At 76.6% G+C, this 18768-nt stretch carries 13 protein-coding genes; 8 read left to right on the top strand and 5 right to left on the bottom strand.

Features of this window, described 5'->3' with window-relative positions:
- Positions 1–3 precede the first annotated feature (3 nt).
- On the bottom strand, positions 4–408 hold the full coding sequence (locus RM780_RS11950) for a TOBE domain-containing protein (RefSeq protein ID WP_311630628.1): 405 nt from the start codon (positions 406–408) through the stop codon (positions 4–6).
- A gap of 111 nt (positions 409–519) precedes the next feature.
- The gene (locus tag RM780_RS11945) at positions 520–3408 is read right to left on the bottom strand and encodes a lysylphosphatidylglycerol synthase transmembrane domain-containing protein (RefSeq protein ID WP_311630627.1); all 2889 of its coding nucleotides are present in this window, start codon (positions 3406–3408) and stop codon (positions 520–522) included.
- Positions 3409–3497: 89 nt separating this feature from the next.
- On the opposite strand from RM780_RS11945, the gene RM780_RS11940 reads away from it, so the two are divergent.
- From RM780_RS11940 to nudC, 4 genes are all read left to right on the top strand, one after another.
- A complete protein-coding gene (locus tag RM780_RS11940; protein ID WP_394812940.1) occupies positions 3498–3887 on the top strand; it encodes an MGMT family protein in 390 nt (129 codons plus the stop codon).
- 269 nt (positions 3888–4156) lie between these two features.
- Positions 4157–7675, top strand: coding sequence for a UvrD-helicase domain-containing protein (locus tag RM780_RS11935; RefSeq protein WP_311630624.1), 3519 nt, complete (start codon positions 4157–4159; stop codon positions 7673–7675).
- Between the two features lie 78 nt (positions 7676–7753).
- Positions 7754–11119 (top strand): ATP-dependent DNA helicase, encoded by a 3366-nt coding sequence (locus tag RM780_RS11930; protein ID WP_311630623.1) that lies wholly within the window; start codon positions 7754–7756, stop codon positions 11117–11119.
- A gap of 10 nt (positions 11120–11129) precedes the next feature.
- Positions 11130–12080: an NAD(+) diphosphatase gene (gene nudC, locus RM780_RS11925; RefSeq protein WP_311630622.1), complete on the top strand. Its 951-nt coding sequence runs from the start codon at positions 11130–11132 to the stop codon at positions 12078–12080.
- A 37-nt stretch (positions 12081–12117) separates the two neighbouring features.
- Here the strand turns inward: nudC and RM780_RS11920 are convergent, their stop codons facing one another.
- Positions 12118–12381 carry a mycoredoxin gene (locus RM780_RS11920; protein WP_394812943.1) on the bottom strand — a complete coding sequence of 88 codons (264 nt, stop codon included), beginning with the start codon at positions 12379–12381 and terminating at the stop codon, positions 12118–12120.
- Positions 12382–12551: 170 nt separating this feature from the next.
- Here RM780_RS11920 and RM780_RS11915 point away from each other — a divergent pair, with 170 nt between their 5' ends.
- The 4 genes from RM780_RS11915 to RM780_RS11900 all read left to right on the top strand — a co-directional run bounded on the left by RM780_RS11915 (position 12552) and on the right by RM780_RS11900 (position 16008).
- Entirely contained in the window at positions 12552–14744 is a 2193-nt protein-coding gene (locus tag RM780_RS11915; RefSeq protein ID WP_311630620.1) for an ATP-dependent DNA helicase UvrD2, read from the top strand.
- Between the two features lie 150 nt (positions 14745–14894).
- Complete coding sequence (locus tag RM780_RS11910) at positions 14895–15221, top strand: hypothetical protein (protein ID WP_311630619.1); 327 nt, start codon at positions 14895–14897, stop codon at positions 15219–15221.
- Between the two features lie 131 nt (positions 15222–15352).
- Positions 15353–15703 (top strand): WhiB family transcriptional regulator, encoded by a 351-nt coding sequence (locus tag RM780_RS11905; protein WP_311630618.1) that lies wholly within the window; start codon positions 15353–15355, stop codon positions 15701–15703.
- On the top strand, positions 15700–16008 hold the full coding sequence (locus tag RM780_RS11900) for a hypothetical protein (RefSeq protein WP_311630617.1): 309 nt from the start codon (positions 15700–15702) through the stop codon (positions 16006–16008). The genes RM780_RS11905 and RM780_RS11900 overlap by 4 nt, the downstream gene beginning before the upstream one ends.
- Before the next feature lie 101 nt (positions 16009–16109).
- On the opposite strand, the gene RM780_RS11895 is transcribed toward RM780_RS11900, so the two are convergent.
- Together RM780_RS11895 and RM780_RS11890 are read right to left on the bottom strand one after the other, a co-directional pair.
- Complete coding sequence (locus tag RM780_RS11895; RefSeq protein ID WP_311630616.1) at positions 16110–17567, bottom strand: ABC1 kinase family protein; 1458 nt, start codon at positions 17565–17567, stop codon at positions 16110–16112.
- A gap of 50 nt (positions 17568–17617) precedes the next feature.
- Positions 17618–18768 (bottom strand): ThiF family adenylyltransferase (locus RM780_RS11890; RefSeq protein ID WP_311630615.1); only part of this gene is annotated, 1151 nt, incomplete at its 5' end.

The raw sequence follows: 18768 nt of genomic DNA, 5'->3' as shown, positions 1-18768 counted from the left end.
GGGTCACGTCCTGTCGATGTGCACGCTGGTGGCCTTGACGCGGGCGACGGCCTCCATGCCGACGGCGAGGCCGAGTTCCTCCACGGCCTCCCGGGTCAGCAGGGAGACCAGCCGGTGCGGCCCGGCCTGGATCTCCACCTGCGCCGCGACGTCCCCGAGGGTGACGGCCGTGATGATGCCGGGGAACGCGTTCCGCGCGCTGGTGTAGGGCACGCCCCGCTCCGGGCCCGCGGCGGCGGCCTCGGCGGCCAGGGCGCCGGCGAACGCGGCCAGGTCCTCGCCCGCGATCAGCCGCTTGCCCGCCTCGTCCCGGCGCGTGGGCAGCCGTCCGGCATCGGCCCAGCGCCGCACGGTGTCGGGGCTGACGCCGAGCAGCCGGGCCGCCCGGCCGATGGAGTAGGAGCGCATGTGCGGGACCTTAGGCGGCCCCGGCTCGCAGACGCAAGGCGATGCGGCGTCAACCCCCCGCGAATGCGCCCCCTCCAACGTCTGCGGCAATGCCCGCGGCAACGCCCGCCCCTACAGGTGCCCCCTGCGCGTGAGCTGGGTGAACGCCAGCCACCCGGGCAGCACCGGCAGCCAGAAGGTCAGCAGGCGGAAGAGCAGCACCGCGCCCAGCGCCGTGTTGGACGGCACCCCGTGCAGCGTGATCAGCGCGGTGCTCAGGGCCAGCTCGATCGCGCCCAGGCCGCCGGGGGTCGGGACGGCCGATCCGACGGCGTTGCCCGCCAGGAACACCACCGCGACGGCGGCCAGGCTCAGGTCCGGCGCCCCGAAGGCCCGCAGCGAGGAGTCCAGGCACAGCACGAAGCCCATGGTCATCAGCAGCATCCCGCCGATGCCCGCGACCAGCTTCCGCGGCCGTTGCACCACGTCCAGCATCCGCGGCACCACCCCGGCGAAGAGGCTGCGCACCCGCTCGGAGAGGTTCTTGCGCAGCACCGGCACGGCGGTGACGATCAGCACCGCGACGGCCGCAGTCAGCAGCCCCGCGATCACCGTCCTCGACGGGGAGATGGAGGGGGCCTGCTCGGTCCCGGTCAGGTAGCCGAACGTCAGGAGCAGCGCGATGTGCGCGGCCAGCCCGAACAGCTGGGAGGCCCCGACGCTGGCCACCGCGTGGCCCGGCCGCAGCCCCTGGCGTTGCAGGTAGCGGGCGTTCAGCGCGGCGCCGCCGATGGCCGCGGGGGCGACCAGCTTGACGAAGGACCCGGCGACCTGGGCGGCCACCGTGCGCAGGTAGCCGACCTTCTCGGGGACGAAGCCGAGCAGGCTGATCGCGGCGGCGAAGTAGGTCAGCGCCGAGAACCCGGCGGCCACCAGCACCCAGCCCCAGTTCGCGTCGTCCCACACCCGCTGGAACTCGGGGTTGATCAACTGGCTGACCAGCAGGTACGCGGCGAAGGCCGCCGCCACGACGGTGACCAGGGTGCGCGGGCGGATGCGCTCGATCCGGGCGGGCTCTATCGCCGCCTGCGGCCGGATCAGCAGCACCTGCTGGCGGATCAGCGCCAGCAGGTCGGGCTCGCGCGCGTCGTCCAGCGCCTCCTCCATGGCCTGCTTCTCCGCCTGCTTGAACGCCCGCACCGCGCGCCGGTCGGCGTTCTCCGGCAGGCTGCCGCGGGCCTCGCGGTAGGCGCGGCTGGCGTCGAGGACCGCCTGCCGCTCGCGCCCGGCGCGCTCCCGGGAGCGCAGGCGCAGCGCCGCGCGCGTGGGGCGGCTGAGCGCGATGGGCTGGAGCAGCGGCAGGCTGTCGGCCACGGCGTCGGGCCCCAGCACGGCGACGGCGCAGGCAACGGCCCGCTCGGCGCCGGCCCGCAGGCCGAACGTCGTCAGGAGCTGCGCCACGTCCATCCGCAGCAGCAGGTCCCCGGCGGCGATCTCGCCGCTGCGCAGGTCGGTGAGGTAGACCCGGCCCTCCCGGTCCACCAGCAGGGAGCGCCCGTCCAGCCGGCGGTGGGCGATGCGGCGGGACTGGAGCGCGCCGACCTGGCCCCAGGCGGCGCGCATCAGCTCGTCGGTGATCTCGTCCTCGGGCAGGGAGTCGAGGTTCCGGCCGCCGATGTGCTCGTAGACCAGCATCACCGCGTCCGGGCCCAGCTCGGAGGTGGCGATCAGCTTGGGGGCGTTGGCCCCGGCGGCGATGGCCGCGTACGCCAGCAGGGCCTCCTGCTCCAGCGCCTGGCGCAGCGAGGGCAGGCTGCGGCGGGTGACGCTGCCGCGCAGCGCCAGGCGGCGCCAGGCGCGGTAGAAGAAGCCGCGGGCCTGCTGGGCGCGGTCCACGACGGTGACGTCCAGGGGCGGGCCCGACTCCAGGGTGACGACGTAGTGGCGGGTGGGCTCGGTGCGCTCGCGGCGCTCCGTGCCCTCCCCGCCTCCGGGCTCCGCGGCCTCCGCCTCGGGGCCCTCGGCGCGCAGGGCGGAGACCGGGCGGAACCCGAGGTGGCGCAGGCCGGCCAGGAGCTGCTGGCCGGTGGGGCGGACGTTGGGGGAGCCGACCGCGTACAGCGTGGCGTAGGCGATGGTCCAGCCGATGAGGACGGTGACGAGGATGGAGAACGGCGTGGTGTAGCCCGCGACGAGGACCGCGACGGCGTCGAGCACCAGCACCGCCCACATCGCGGGCCGCCAGCGCGGGCGGTGGGTCATGCCGACGGCGGTGGCGTAGGCGATGACGGGCGCGAGGTAGCCGTGGACCGGGTCGGTCAGGCCGCCGCCGTTGGGGGCCTGGCGGGTGAGGGCGTCCTGCACCGAGTCGGGGGAGAGGCGGGCCACCCACAGGCTGAACGTCAGCGAGACGCCGTGCGCGAGAACGGCCGCCAGCACGCCGTCGGCGATGCGCAGCCCGTCGCGTTTCATCACCCGTTCGATGGCGAAGGCCACGGGGACGACCAGGACGGCGGCGGCGGAGAGGAACCCGGCGAACTCGATCAGCAGGGACGGCGCCTGGCTCGCACCCTTGTCGACGTCCCGCTCGATGCCCTCGGTGGTGCCGATGGCGAAGATGGCCAGGCCCAGCACGAGCCCGATCCCCAGCAGCCCGAGCAGCACCCGCAGCAGGTCGGCCGGCCGGTGCACCCGCGCGGCCAGGATCGGCTCGTCCCCGCCGATCCGCACGGCGCCGTCCCGCTGGGGCGCGCCGTCCGCTCCGCCCGCGGCGGGCACGCCGCCATCCGCCCCGTCCTGGCCGGGAGCCCTGCCCGGGGAGACGGCCGGCCGGGCCGGCCGGCCGGTGGTGGGTGGGGTGGCCGCCGCCGGGGCGGCCCCCTGTCGTTCCGCTGCGGGCACGTGCTCGTCCGGCCGCTGTGCCCGCTCTTCTTCGCCCCGTATCACTGGTCGCTTCCTCGGGATTCGCCTCGCGCTGGAACTGCCGACCAGCTCCCCCCCGCGCTGGGACGATAGTGGCATGGGGTGCGCCGCCGCGGGCGGCGCGGGTGCGCCGGTCCGCCCGGCTCCCGGCGAGGGCCGCGCGCCAAAGGTGCGGCACGATGGGGCGCATGGCCCGCAGCAACGCCCGCGCGCAGGGCGCCCCCGACCCCGCGGACGCGTCCGGGGCGCGCGCCGCGCACCGGCTCCCGGATTACGCCGAGCGGGTGCTGGAGGCCGCCGACAGCGTGCCCCCGGGGCGCGTGGTCACCTACGGGGACATCGCCGCCCTGCTCGGGGAGGGCGGCCCGCGGCAGGTCGGCCGGGTGATGGCCCTGTACGGCGGCGCCGCGCCGTGGTGGCGCGTGGTGCGCGCGGACGGCCGGCCGCTGCCCGGCCACGAGCACCGCGCACTGGAGCACTACCGCGCGGAGGGCACCCCGCTGCGCGACGGCGCGCGCCCCGATGCGCCTTGCCGCATCGACCTGCGCCGGGCGCGCTGGGACTGGTCGGGCGGCTGAGGCGGTCCGGCCGTTAGCGCACCGGCTCATGGACACCGGCTTCCCGCACCGCCGTTGGAGGCGGCCCGGCGGGGGACGGCGGGGAAGGGCTGCGCCACGGGAGCCGACTGGCGTAGCGTCGGGAGCGCGCGCCGCACCCGCGTCCGCCGCCTCCGCACCGTCCGCGGGATCCGCAGCACCCCCGACGTCCCCGAGAATGCGCCATCCACGTGAGTCACTCCGTCCCGTTCACTGACCGGCCGCCGTCCGTCCCCGGAGCGTACCGACTGGTGCGCACGCCGCTGGGCGAAGCGCGCGTCCCCACGGTGGACGCAGCGCGGCGCGCGGTGGTTGACCACCGGGGCGGCCCGCTGCTGGTGCTCGCCGGGCCGGGGACGGGCAAGACCGCCACGCTCGTGGAGGCGGTCGCGCGCCGGGTGGAGGGCGGCACGGACCCCGAGCGCGTCCTGGTGCTGACGTTCAGCCGCAAGGCCGCCGTCGAGCTGCGCGACCGCCTCGCCGCCCGCCTGGAGGGCACCGCCCCGGCCGCGAGCACCTTCCACTCCTTCGCCTACGCGCTGGTGCGCGCACACCAGGACCGCGAGCTGTTCGCCGAGCCGCTGCGCCTGCTGACCGGTCCGGAGCAGGACCTCTACCTGCGCGAACTCCTCGCGGGACACCGGGAGCTGGAGCGCGCCGGCCTGCCCGCCCCGGCGTGGCCCGAGGAATTGCGCGCCTGCCTGACCACCCGCGGCTTCGCGGACGAGCTGCGCGCCGTGCTGGCCCGCAGCCGGGAGCTGGGCCTGGACCCCGAGCGCCTGGCCGCGTTCGCCCGCCGCACCGGGCGGCCCGACTGGGAGGCCGCGGCCCGCTTCATGGCCGAGTACCTGGACGTCACCCAGGCGCAGGGTGTCCTCGACTACGCCGGGCTGGTGCGCGACGCCGCGCGGCTGCTGGCCGGCGCGAAGGCCGCCGCGGAGGTGCGGGCCCGCTACGACGCCGTCTTCGTCGACGAGTACCAGGACACGGACCCGGCGCAGGCCGAGCTGCTGCGGGCGCTGGCCGGGAACGGCCGCGACCTGATGGTCTTCGGCGACCCGGATCAGTCCATCTACGCCTTCCGCGGCGCGGACGTCGGCGGCATCCTCGGCTTCCCGGACGCGTTCCGCACCGCCGACGGGCGGCCCGCGCCGGTCGCGGTGCTGACGACGGGGCGGCGCAGCGGGGCGGCGCTGCTGGCCGCCACCCGGCAGGTGGCGCAGCGGATGCCGCTGGCCCGGCTCCCGGCCGAGGCGGTGCGCCGCCACCGGGCGCTGACGGCCGAGCGCGAGGGCGGGCGGGTCGAGGTGTTCACCTACCCCACGCCCGGGGCCGAGCTGGAGAACATCGCGGACCTGCTGCGCCGGGCGCACCTGGAGGACGGCGTGCCCTGGGGCGAGATGGCCGTCCTGGTGCGCGCGGGCGCGCGCTCCCTGCCGGGCGTGCGCCGGGCGTTGACCTCCGCTGGCGTCCCCGTCGAGGTGGACGGCGAGGACCTCCCTCTCCACCAGGAGCCGGCCGTGGCCCCCCTCCTGGCCGCCCTCCAGGCGATCGCGGGCGAGCCGTCCCCGGACGAGGCGCCGCCGCCCACGGCGGAGGAGCCGACGGAGGCCCCGGGGACGGCCGTCGCACAAGCCGCAAGCGGCGGGTCCGCAGGCTCGGCCGACCCGGCGCACGCCCGAGCGCCGGAGGGCGTGGACGGCGGTGCGGCCGTCCGGGGCGGCGGGCTCGCCGACGAGGCGTCCGGAGCCGGGGACGGTCCGGCGACCCGGCGCGCCGCCGGGCCCGGGCCCGCCGGAGGCGGCCTGGGCGCGCAGCGCAACGGCCCCCCGGGGCGGGCCCCGGAGGATGCCGCCGACGCCGCAGGCGTCGGCAGGCTCGCCTTCGACGCCGAGAGCGCCGCGCGGCTGCTGACCTCGCCGCTGGGGGGGATGGACGCGGCGGATCTGCGGCGGCTGGGGCGGGCGTTGCGCAACGAGGAGCGCGCGGCCGGGGCCGCCGTGCCCCCGCCCTCGGGGGAGCTGATCGCGCGAGCGCTCGCGGAGCCGGAGCGCCTGGTCGCGCACGACCCGGCGTACGCGCGGGGCGCACAGCGCCTGGGCCTGCTGCTGCGCAAGGCCCGCGAGCTGCTGGAGGGCGGCGGCACCGCCGAGGAGGCCCTGTGGCTGCTGTGGGACGGCACCGGCTGGCCCGAGCGGCTGGAGCGCGCCGCCCTGCGCGGGGGCGCCGCCGGGCGCAACGCCGACCGCGACCTGGACGCCGTCTGCGCCCTGTTCGAGGTCGCCGCCCACGCCGAGGAGCGCACCGGCGGCCGGGGCGCGCGCAACTTCCTCAGCGAGCTCCAGGCGCACGACATCGCCGCCGACACGCTCCACGCGCGCGCCGCGCGCCCCGACGCCGTCAGGCTGATGACCGCCCACCGCGCCAAGGGCCTGGAGTGGTCCCTGGTCGTCGTGGCGGGCGTGCAGGAGGGCCTGTGGCCCGACCTGCGGCGGCGCGGCTCGCTGCTGGAGGCCGACCGCATCGGCCGCGACGGCCTGGCCGAGCCGCTCACCCCCGCCGCCCTACTGGCCGAGGAGCGGCGCCTGTTCTACGTGGCCGTGACCCGCGCGAAGGAGCGCCTGGTCGTCACCGCCGTCCGGGGCGCCGAGGACGGCGACCAGCCCTCGCGTTTCCTGCGCGAACTCGGCGTCGAGCCGCAGGAGATCGCGGGCCGCCCGCGCCGCCCCCTCTCCCCGGCCGCCCTCGTCGCCGAGCTGCGCGCCACCACCGTCGACCCGGCCGCCTCCCCGGCGCTGCGCCGCGCCGCGGCCCGGCGCCTGGCCGAACTGGCCGCGCTGACCGACGAGGACGGCCACGCCCTGGTGCCCGCCGCCCACCCCGACCGCTGGTGGGGCCTGCGCCGACCCACGCGTTCCCCCGCCCCGCTGCGCGACCCCGAGGAGCCGGTCGCGCTCAGCGGCAGCGCCCTGGGCCAGCTCGCGAACGCCTGCTCGCTGCAGTGGTTCCTGGGCCGCGAGGCGCACGCCGAGCCGCCCGCCACCACGGCCCAGGGCTTCGGAAACGTCCTGCACGTCCTCGCCGACGAGGTCGCCTCCGGCACCACCCCGGCCGACCTGTCGGTGCTGATGGAGCGGCTGGAGACCGTCTGGGACTCCCTGGCCTTCGAGGCGCCCTGGCAGTCCCGGCGCGAGCGCACCGAGGCGCGCGCCGCGCTGGAGCGCTTCCTGCGCTGGCACGTCGCCCAGCGCGAGGCCGGGCGCGAACCGGTAGCCAGCGAGGCGCCGTTCGACATCACCCTGGAGGCCGGGGAGCACCGGGTGCGCATCCGCGGCGTGCTGGACCGCGTGGAGCGCGACGCCGAGGGCCGCGCCTACGTCGTGGACTTCAAGACCGGCCGGACCCGGCCCACGGGCGCGGAGGTGGAACGCCATCCGCAGCTCGCCGTCTACCAGCTGGCCGTCCGTCACGGCGAGCGCGAGGGCGGCGACGGCGCCGGGGGGGGCCCGTGGGGCGAGCCCGGCGGCGCCGAGCTGGTCCACCTGCGGCAGGGCGCGGCGCGCCGGGACGGGGGCGAGGCGCTTCCGGCCGTGCAGCGGCAGCAGCCGCCCGGCGCCGAAGGGGGCGACTGGGTCGCGGAGTTGCTGACCACGGCCGCGGGCCGCGTGCTGGACGAGCGCTTCGGCCCCGCCACCGGGCAGCAGTGCGGGGCCTGTTCCTTCCGCGGGGCGTGCAGCGCGCGGCCCGAGGGGCGCCAGGTGGTGGAGTAGGGGTGGCGTAACGGCCGCGCACGGGGACTGCGCGGGCGGCGGGCGGGAACTGTCAGTGGCGGCGGCTAGTCTCTGGGAGTGCCCGCCCGACTCAGTGAACCTCAGCAGCTCAGGGAGCTGCTGGGCATCCCGTTCACCGAGGAGCAGATGGCGTGCATCACCGCGCCGCCCGCCCCCCAGGCGATCGTCGCGGGCGCCGGCTCGGGCAAGACGACCGTGATGGCCGCCCGCGTGGTGTGGCTCACCGGCACCGGGCAGGTGGAGCCCGCGCGCGTCCTGGGCCTGACGTTCACGAACAAGGCGGCCGGCGAGCTGGCCGAGCGCGTGCGTGGCGCCCTGGCCCGCGCCGGGGTGGACACCGCCGAGGAGGGCGAGCCGCAGATCTCCACCTACCACGCCTTCGCCGGGCGGCTGCTGAGCGAGCACGGCCTGCGCCTCGGCGTGGAGCCCGCCTCCCGGCTGCTGGCGGACGCCGGGCGGTTCCAGCTCGCGGCCGAGGCGCTGCGCGCGGCCCCGGCCGAATTCGAGCCGGGCGGGCGGGGCTTCGCCACGCTGGTGGCCGACCTGGTCGCGCTGGAGGCCGAGATGGCGGAGCACCTGGTGGAGCCCGCCGCGCTCCGGGCGTTCGACCGCGCGCTCCTGGCCGATCTTGAGGGCGCGAAGCTGAGCAACGCCGACCTGCGGCTGATCCCGGAGACCGCGCGGGCCCGCGGCGAGCTGCTGGGCGTGGTGGAGGCGTACCGCGCGCGCAAACGCGCCCGCGACCTTCTGGACTTCGGGGACCGGATCGCGCTGGCCGCCCGCCTGGCCCGGGACGTTCCCGAGGTGGGGCGGGCCCTGCGCGAGGAGTTCGGCGTGGTGCTGCTGGACGAGTACCAGGACACCTCGGTGGCCCAGCGGGTGCTGCTGGCCGGGCTGTTCGGCGGTGGCACCGGGCACGCCGTCACCGCCGTGGGCGACCCCTGCCAGGCGATCTACGGCTGGCGCGGCGCCTCGGTGGCCAACCTCGACGAGTTCCCCCGGCACTTCCCGCACCGCGACGGCAGCCCCGCCCGCCAGGACTCCCTCAGCGAGAACCGCCGCAGCGGCGGCCGGCTGCTGCGCCTGGCCAACGACCTGGCAGCCCCGCTGCGCGAGCGCCACCCGGGCGTGGCCCCGCTGCGCCCGGCCGAGGGAGCCGAGCACGAGGGGCTGGTGCGCTGCGCGCTGCTGGCCACGCACGCCGAGGAGCTGGCCTGGCTGGCCGACTCGGTGGCGCACCTGGTGCGCACCGGCACCCCGCCGGGCGCGATCGCCGTGCTGTGCCGCACCGCGGGCGACTTCGGGGAGATCCAGCGGCACCTGGTGGACCGCGAGGTGCCCGTGGAGGTGGTGGGCCTCTCCGGCCTGCTGCACCTGCCGGAGGTCGCGGACCTGGTGGCCGTGTGCGAGGTGCTGGCCGACCCCACGGCCAATGCCGCCCTGGTCCGGCTCCTGACCGGGCCGCGCTGGCGGATCGGGCCGCGCGACCTTGCGCTGCTGGGGCGGCTGGCCCGGGTGCTGGTGCGCGCCGGGGGTGTGGACGCGGCGGACGCGGGGCGGCTGGCCGCCGCAGTGGCCGGCACGGACCCCTCGGAGACCGTGTCCCTGGCGGACGCGCTGGACACCTTCGTGCAGGGCGGGCCGGGCGGTGGCGGGCCCGCGCAGGGCGGGCCCGGAGGCGGCGGGCCGGCGGACGGGCTGCCGTTCTCGCCCGCGGCCCGGGTCCGCTTCGCGCACCTGGCCGCGGAGATCCGGGAGCTGCGCCGCGCGCTGGGCGACCCGCTGATGGACGTGCTGCACCGGGTGCTGGCGGTCACCGGCCTCGAGGTCGAGCTGGCCGCCTCCCCGCAGGCGCTGGCGGCGCGGCGCCGGGAGACCCTGGGCGCGTTCCTCGACCTGGCCGCGGGCTTCGCCGCCGGGCGCGGCGGCGCGGCGGAGGGCGGGGAGGCCACGCTGCCGGCGTTCCTGGCGTTCCTGCGCGCGGCCGACCGTTACGACAAGGGGCTGGACGGCTCGCTGCCCGGCGGCGAGGACACGGTCAAGGTGCTGACCGCGCACAAGGCCAAGGGTCTGGAGTGGGACGTGGTGGCCCTGCCGGGGCTGTGCGCCGGGCAGTTCCCCGCCCGCGCCTCGCGCGACTCCTGGCTGCGGCAGGCGCGGGCGCTGCCGCACCCGCTGCGCGGGGACGCCGCGACCCTGCCCGGGATCACGGAGTGGACGCCCGCCGCCCTGCGGGAGTACACGGCGCGGGTCGGCGCGCACCTGGACCTGGAGGAGCTGCGCCTGGGGTACGTCGCGGTCACCCGGCCGCGCTCGCTGCTGCTGGGCTCGGGGCACTGGTGGGGGCCGAGCCAGAAGCGGCGGCGCGGGCCCTCGCCCTTCCTCCAGGCCCTGCGCGCCCACTGCGAGGCCGACCCCGCGCACGGCGAGGTCGAACGCTGGGCCGAGGCGCCGGAGGAGGACGCGGAGAACCCCGCCCTCGACGGGCCGCGCCGGGACCTGGCCTGGCCGCTGCCGCTGGACCCGGAGGCGTACGCCCGGCGGCGGGAGGCGGCGGACGCCGTGCTGGAGCGGCTGGCCGGCGGCGTGCCGGGGCAGCGGGGCGGGGCGGAGGACGGCGGCGGGCCCGCCACGGGCCTTGCGCGTCCGGCCGCGGACGGCGAGCCGGAGGGCGGGCCGCCGGGGGAGGGCGAGCATGTGGGTGGTCTCACCCCCGAGGAGCAGCGGGCCGTGGCCTCCTGGGACCGCGACCTCGCCGCCCTCTCCCGCGAGCTGCGCCAGGCCAGGGCCGCGGTGCGGGACGTGGCGCTGCCCGCCAGCCTGTCGGCCTCGCAGGTCCAGCGGCTGGCGGCCGACCCGGAGGGCTTCGCGCGCGAGCTGGCCCGGCCCATGCCACGCCCGCCGCAGCCGGCCGCGCGGCGCGGCGCCCGTTTCCATGCCTGGGTCGAGGCCCGCTTCGAGACGCTGGCCCTGCCCCTGCTCGGCCCCGAGGAGCTGCCGGGCGGCGACCCGGAGGAGGACGCCGAGATCCGCGACGAGCGCGATCTCGCGCTGCTGAAGGAGGCGTTCGCGCGCACGCCCTACGCCTCCCGCACGCCGTACCGGGTCGAGGCGCCGTTCCAGATCCGGCTGGCGGGGCGGCTGATCCGCGGCCGGATCGACGCGGTGTACCGCACCGTCGGCGGCGGCTTCGAGATCGTCGACTGGAAGACCTCCCGCCGCCAGGACGCCGACCCCCTCCAGCTGGCGATCTACCGGGTGGCCTGGGCCGAGCGGCACGGCCTGCCGCTGTCGGCGGTCTCGGCGGCCTTTCTCTACGTCCGCAGCGGCGAGCTGGTGCGCCCGACCGTGCTGCCCGGGCGGCGCGGACTCGAACGACTGCTGCTGGGGGAGGATGAGTGGGAGCCCAACGACCCCGGTTAGGCTCATTGGCATGCGTATCCCCCGCTCGGCTTCCCAGGACAGCGCCGTCCGGCCGATTCCCCTCGCCGGTACCGGCGGCATCGACCGCGACGCCCATCACCGGCTGGACGAGGCGTGGCTGGGGGCGGCGTGGAGCCATCCCTCGACGCGCGTCTTCGTCGTCTCCGGCGGCCAGGCGCTGGTCGAGGAGACCGCCGACGGGCGGACCGAGCTGGTGATGATGCCCTCCTTCGACGCGCCCGTCACCGAGGCCCACCGGTACTTCCTGGGCTCGGACGCCGAGGGCGTGCGGTACTTCGCCCTCCAGAAGGACGCCCTGCCCGGGCGGATGGACGACGTGGCCCGCCCGGCGGGCCTGCGGGAGGCCGCGGCGCTGCTCTCGCCGCGCGACGGGCAGCTGATGGTGCACGCGGTCGCCCTGGAGAACTGGCAGCGCATGCACCGCTTCTGCTCCCGCTGCGGGGAGCGCACGGTGATCGCCGCGGCCGGCCACATCCGCCGCTGCCCGGCCTGCGGCGCGGAGCACTACCCGCGCACCGACCCGGCCGTGATCATGCTGGTGCTGGACGAGGAGGACCGGGCGCTGCTGGGGCGGCAGGTGCACTGGCCCAAGGGGCGCTTCTCGACGCTGGCCGGCTTCGTGGAGCCCGGGGAGTCGATAGAACAGGCCGTCGTCCGCGAGGTCGCGGAGGAGGCGGGCATCGCGGTCGGCGAGGTGGAGTACGTCGCCAGCCAGCCCTGGCCGTTCCCCTCCAGCCTGATGCTCGGGTTCGTCGCGCACGCGACCTCGACCGAGGTGCGGGTGGACGGGGACGAGATCGAGGAGGCCCGCTGGTTCTCCCGGGAGGACCTGCGGGCGGCGATGGACGCCGGGGACGTGCTGCCGCCCTACGGCGTGTCCATCGCCGCCGTGCTGATCGAGCAGTGGTACGGCAAGCCGCTGGCCACCACGCCCTGGTAGGGCGCGCTCCGGCGGGGCGCGCCGGCGCGGCGCGGGGTCAGGCGGCCAGGGCCTGCTTGACCTCGGCCAGCGAGGGGTTGGTCATGGTGACGTCGGGCGCGCCGCCGGCGGGGGTGACGACCACCGTCGGGACGGTGCGGTTGCCGTTGTTCGCCTTCTCGACCACGGCCACCGCCGAGGGGTCCTGCTCGATGTCGATCTCGGTGTAGGCGATGCCCTCGCGGTCCAGCTGGCTCTTGAGCCGGCGGCAGTAGCCACACCACGTGGTGCTGTACATGATCACGTTGCCCTGCGCGGTCATCGTCTCGGCGCTCCTCACGTGTCCGCCGCGTCCTTCGCGGTCGCCCCAGGAGAACACGGCGGCCGGTATGAGTAATTCCGGCGCCTGTGGACAACCCGCTGCCCCGCTCTTGCCGGACCTGGCAGCATGGCCGGGTGACTTCAGCAACGCAGCCCCCTCCCTTCCCACCGGTGCCGGACTCCGCCGACGCCGTGCTCGACGGGCTCGACCCGGAGCAGCGCGCCGTGGCGACGACGCTGCACGGCCCGGTGTGCGTGCTGGCCGGCGCGGGGACGGGCAAGACGCGGGCGATCACCCACCGCATCGCCTACGGGGTCCGCGCGGGGGTCTACCAGCCGGCCACCGTCCTGGCCGTCACCTTCACGCAGCGGGCCGCGGGGGAGATGCGCGGGCGGCTGCGGCAGCTGGGCGCGGCCGGGGTGCAGGCGCGGACGTTCCACGCCGCCGCCCTGCGCCAGTTGCAGTACTTCTGGCCCCGCGCCGTGGGCGGGGAGGTGCCCCGGCTGCTGGAGCGGAAGGTCACGCTGGTCGCGGAGGCCGCCGCCCGAAGCCGCCTGCGGCTGGAGCGGGCCGCGCTGCGGGACGTCACGGGCGAGATCGAGTGGGCCAAGGTCACCCAGACCGTCCCCGACGACTATCCGGCGGCGGTGGTCAAGGCCGGCCGCGAGGCCCCCCGCGACCCCGCCGAGACCGCCCTGGTCTACGCGACGTACGAGCAGCTCAAGCGCGACCGGAACGCCATCGACTTCGAGGACGTGCTGCTGCTGACCGTCGGCATCCTCGCGGACCGGCCGGACATCGCGGAGACCGTCCGCCGCCAGTACCAGCACTTCGTCGTCGACGAGTACCAGGACGTCAGCCCCCTCCAGCAGCGGCTGCTGACCCTGTGGCTGGGCGAGCGGGACAGCCTGTGCGTGGTCGGGGACGCCAGCCAGACGATCTATTCCTTCACCGGCGCCACCCCCGACCACCTGCTGAACTTCCGCGCCCGCCACCCCCAGGCCACGCTGGTGAAGCTGGTCCGCGACTACCGCTCCTCGCCGCAGGTCGTCCACCTGGCCAACGGCCTGCTCGCCCAGGCCAGGGGCCGGGCCGCCGAGCACCGCCTGGAGCTGATCTCCCAGCGCCCCCCCGGGCCCGAGCCGGAGTACAGCGAGCACGCCGACGAGCCCGCCGAGGCCGAGGCGGTGGCCGCGCGCATCGCCCGGCTGCTGGCCCCGCCCGAGCAGGGCGGCGCGGGCGTGCCCGCCAGCGAGATCGCCATCCTCTACCGGACGAACGCCCAGTCCGAGATCTACGAGCAGGCCCTGGCCGACGCCGGCGTGCCGTACCAGCTGCGCGGCGCCGAGCGGTTCTTCGAGCGGGCCGAGATCCGCCAGGCGGTCCTCGCGCTGCGCGGCGCCGCCCGCGCGGGGGGGAACGACCACGCCCTGGACGGCGCCGACGGCCTGGCGGGCCAGGTCGGGGCCGTGCTGGGCTCCACCGGCTGGACGCCGGACCCGCCCGCGGGCTCCGGAGCCGTCCGCGAGCGCTGGGAGTCGCTGCGCGCCCTGGTGCGGCTGGCGGAGGACTTCGGCCGTGCCCGCCCGGAGGCCACGCTCGGCGAGTTCGTCGGCGAGCTGGACGAGCGGACCGCCGCCCAGCACGCGCCCACCGTGGAGGGCGTCACCCTGGCCTCCCTGCACACCGCCAAGGGCCTGGAGTGGGACGCGGTCTTCCTCGTCGGGCTCACCGACGGCATGCTGCCCATCTCCCACGCCAAGACGCCCGAGCAGGTCGAGGAGGAGCGCCGCCTGCTGTACGTCGGCGTCACCCGGGCCCGGCAGCACCTGTCGCTGTCCTGGGCGCTGGCCCGCTCGCCGGGCGGCCGGGCGGGGCGGCGGCCCAGCCGGTTCCTGGACGGGCTGAGGCCCGGCTCCGGGCGGCCGGGGGAGCGGAGTGCCGGCGGGGGAGGGGGCGTGGACCGCGGCTCGGGCGGCCGGCAGCGCCGCCCGCGCGGGCCGGTGCAGTGCCGGGTGTGCGGGCGGACGCTGACCGAAGCCCCCGAGGTGAAGCTGCGGCGCTGCGCGGAGTGCCCCTCCTCGATGGACGAGGCGCTGTACGAGCGGCTGCGGGAGTGGCGCCTGGAGCGGGCCCGGGAGCTGGGCCGCCCGGCGTACGCCGTCTTCACCGACGTGACCCTGATGGCCATCGCCGAGGAGGTGCCGGAGGCCGAGTCCGCCCTGGCCCGGATCTCCGGCGTGGGCCCCCATAAGCTCGCCCAGTTCGGCGCCGACGTCCTGGCGCTGTGCGCGGGCGAGGAGCCGCCCTCGGCCTCCGCCCAGGCCCGCGAAGAACTTCCCGAAGAAGCCGCCGAAAAATAGTTTGCGCACGCCGGAGCGATGCGCATAGCGTGCTCCACGTGGCACCGGAGGAGGGTTCCCCTCCCTGGAAAGCCATGCTGTACTGAGAGTCAACCCCCGTGGGGCAGGAGAGGTCCTTCCCACCGAGACGCCGTAGAGGAGGCGAGTCACGTGGCCATCGAGATCAACACCAAACTGTCCGGCCGCCGGCGCGTCGACCTCGCCTGCGCGCCGATCGGTGACGCCCGCCTGTCCGGCACCCGTGTGTCCGCCGTCGCGGCCGTCCCCGCAGCCTCCCTGGCAGTGGCGCGCGCGGCGGCCAATGAGCGACCGATCACGGCGCCCGTGGCCGAGGTAGCGGCAGTGGCCGGCACGACCGGCTATGTCGTCACCGCCGATGTCGCCGGCGCCGGACACCAGCTCTTTGGACAGCAGAAGACGCAGCTTCACACGATGTGGGCCCTCCGCGGGCTCGACCCCTGGAGTGATCCAGCCTGATCGGCGAGATCAGGTCGGCACCTTCCAGGGCCGCGGAACCCACACCGGGATCCGCGGCCCTTCTGTTTTCGACAGCCCGCCCGGCCACCCGCCGGGCAGACCCGACAACCGAACGACACGAGGACAAGACAGTGCCACTCGCGCCGTATGCCCGACCCGACCTGAACTCACCGCCCGATCCGGAGACTTCTGTGACCCCGCTCTACACCCTCAACGAGCTGGACGAGGCCATCGACCGCCTCGACCAGTCGGTGCCCTGCCGCTCCTACGATCCCGAGGTCTTCTTCGCCGAGACCCCCGAGGACGTGGAGTACGCCAAGTCGCTGTGCGGCGCCTGCCCCCTGCGCGCGGCCTGCCTGGCCGGCGCCAAGGACCGCCGTGAGCCCTGGGGCGTCTGGGGCGGCGAGCTGTTCGTCCAGGGCGTCGTCGTGCCCCGCAAGCGGCCCCGTGGCCGCCCGCGGAAGAACCCGGTCACGGCATGAACGTCCACGGCACCATCGGACGCCCGGCCCCGCACGACCCCCGGCGAGACACCGAGATGACCTTCACTCAGAGCGAACCGGCAGCCCGCCGGGAACAGAACAGGACCACGACCATGCATCTCATCCCCGAAGCCCTGGCCCGCTCCCAAATGCAGGAACGGATCCACGAGGCCGAATCCCAACGCCTCGTACGGCAGTTGGCCCTCGCCGCGCGCCTTCAGCGCAAGTCGCGGCGGCTCCAGCGCCGGGCGGACCGCGCCTCCCGGCGCGCCCGCCGGGCGATGGCCCTGGCGGTCATGCAGTAACCCTCGATCCCCAGAGCCGGCGGCCCGCCCCGGCACCCAGCCCCCGGACCCCGGTCCGGGGGCTTCCCCATGCCCGGGTTCGATCCCCGGGCCCGGGAACGCTAGGCCGGCTCCCGCCGGTCCTCCCGCTCGTCCGCCCCGGCGTCCTCCCCGTCGTACTCCAGGGCGTCCCCGTCGGCCGCAGCCGACTCGACGGCATCCTCGGCCGGGTCCTCGGCCTCCTCCGGGTCGGGGCCGAATCCCGGCAGCCCCGCGACCAGCTCGTCCCGCATCCGCACCCGCGCGCCCAGCTGGCACAGCACCCCGATGGTGCTCAGCGTCACCCGGTGGATCAGCAGGTAGGACGGCGGGAGGTTCAGCTGACGCGCCAGCTGGTGGGCCGCCGAACGGGGGTCCGCGATCCGCCCGGCCTGCTCCCGCATCCACTCCCGGCTGAACGCGAACTCCTCCTCCCGGACCGGCTCGATGATCGGCAGCAGGTAGTCCAGCACCGCGTCCGGGTCCAGCTCGATGCCCTCGCGCACGAAGCCCTCCGCGGCGAGCTGGTCGTAGACCTCGTCCGCGTCGCCCTCCAGCGTGAGGCGCAGCGCCCGGCCGATCACCGGGGGCAGGCCGCCGGGCAGGCGGTTCACCGCGCCGAAGTCCAGCACGCCCAGGCGCCACTCCTCCACAGGGCGGTCATCCTCGGGGACGAGCCGGAAGTTCCCCGGGTGGGTGTCCGCGTGCAGCAGGCCGGTGCGGCCCGTGCCGGAGAAGAGGAACCTGGCCAGCAACTGCCCGGCGCGGTCCCGCTCCTCCCGGCTGCCCTCTTCGATCACCCGGGCCAGCGGCACGCCCTCCAGCCACTCGGTGACCAGGACCTGTTCGCGCTCACAGACCACCTCCGGCACCACCACGTCCGGGTCGTCGCGGAACTCCTCGGCAAAGGCCCGCTGCGTCTCCGCCTCCAGCCCGTAGTCCAGCTCCTCGGCGACCCGCTCGCGCAGCTCCTCGATCAGGGGCTTGACGTCCATGCCGGGTATGAGGGGGCCCAGCAGCCGCGCGAACCGGCCCAGTTGCGTCAGGTCCGAGAGCAGGGCCTCCCCGGCGCCCGGGTACTGGAGCTTGACCGCCACCTCCCGGCCGTCGTGCCACACCGCCCGGTGCACCTGGCCGATGGAGGCCGCCGCCGCGGGCCGCTCCTCGAACTCCAGGAACAGCTCCCGCCAGTCCGGGCCCAGCCGCTCGGCCAGCGCCGCCCGCACCGAGGCGGAAGGCATCGGCGGCGCCGCCTCCTGCAGCTTCGTCAGGGCCGCCCGGTACGGCCCGGCCACGGTCTCCGGCAGCGCCGACTCGAAGACCGACAGGGCCTGGCCGAACTTCATCGCGCCGCCCTTGAGCTCGCCCAGGACCGCGAACAGCTGCTGCGCGGTGCGCTGCTGAAGCTCGTTGCCCACCAGCTCCGCGGAGCGCCCGCCGATCCTCTTGCCCAGACTCCAGGTGGCCCGGCCGGCGAAGCTCAGCGGCAGCGTGGCCAGCTTCGCGGTCCTGGTCACCGCCTTGCGGGGTAGGTCAGACATAGCGGTCCCTCCAACTCCCATGGCACGCAGGAAGCGCGGCTCTGCGTCTCCTATCCGTTCATTGTGGACCTTGCCGGCGGCGGCCGGGTTGACAGGGCGGCCTGGCAGGCGCACTCCGGATGCGGCTGGATCTCCCGGCAGCTCGTCGCCGGCCCGGGCAGCGCCACCTCGGTGCGGACCGCCGGCCCCGGCGGCGCCGAACCGTCCAGGAAGCTCAGCGCCGCGCAGGCCGTGAGACCCGCCACGGCCGTGGCCAGCGCGCCGTCACAGGCGGGAACGCCGGCGCGCCGGGCGTTCCGCCACTGGCCGACCAGGAGGGGCCAGGCCGGCTCGCGCGCCGCCCGCTCCCGCAGCATGCAGTCGGCGCAACCCGTCACCCCCGGCAGCACCAGCGGCCCGACGAAGCCGGTGGCCTCCACCACGCCCGCGTACAGGTGGGGCGTGCCCGCCTCCATCAGCTCCTCGGCGGCGGCCGGGTCGGGGGCGTAGGCCGTCAGGCCGTCACGAGGGGCCAGTACGACCAGCCGCGTGCCCTCCCGTGAGGCGCCCGCGGCGGCGGGCGGGCGCGCCCGCCAGGCCCCGGCCGCCCGCACCACGCGCCGCGCCGCGTCGGACCGGCGCTGCCCTGCGTCCTGGGGCCGCAGCCCGGCGGGCAGCAGGTCCTCCGGCTCGACCCGGCCGCCGTCGACCACCTCCACCTCGCCCACCCCGGCCTGGGCCAGCGCTGGGCCCTGCAGAACCCCCGCCTCATCCGCGTCGACCTCACCGCGGGCAACCAGCAGGCGGCCCTCGCCCTCCAGGGCAGCATGGTGCTCTACCAGCGCGGCGGCCACCGCCACCCCCACCCGCCCCGCGCCCCTGACCTGCACCCGGGTCCGGCCGCGGGCCAGGAGCCTGCGCAGGCCCTCGCCGGGCTCGGGGTGCAGCAGCGAGAGGGTGGCCAGGTCGGGCCGGAGCCCGTCGGTGACCCGGCAGGCGGCCTCGCGCTCGGCGGTGGCGTCGTCGAGCACGCCGGCCGCCGCCAGTTGCTCGGTCAGCCGGTCCGCAGCGCCGTCGGCCAGGCCCAGGGCGGTGGCGGCCCGGCGCAGCGCGGGCAGCGCCCGCGTGCCGTCCAGCAGTCCGAGGAAGCTCTCCGTGGCCGTGTCCACCGGCCCGAAGAGCACGGCGTGGGCGGGTGTCACGCCGTACCGGACGGTGTGCC

Source organism: Streptomyces boetiae (assembly GCF_031845405.1).
Taxonomy (GTDB): Bacteria; Actinomycetota; Actinomycetes; order Streptomycetales; family Streptomycetaceae; genus Streptomyces; species Streptomyces boetiae.
Note: the sequence above shows the minus strand (reverse complement) of the source record. Positions and strands in the feature narration are given on the sequence as shown.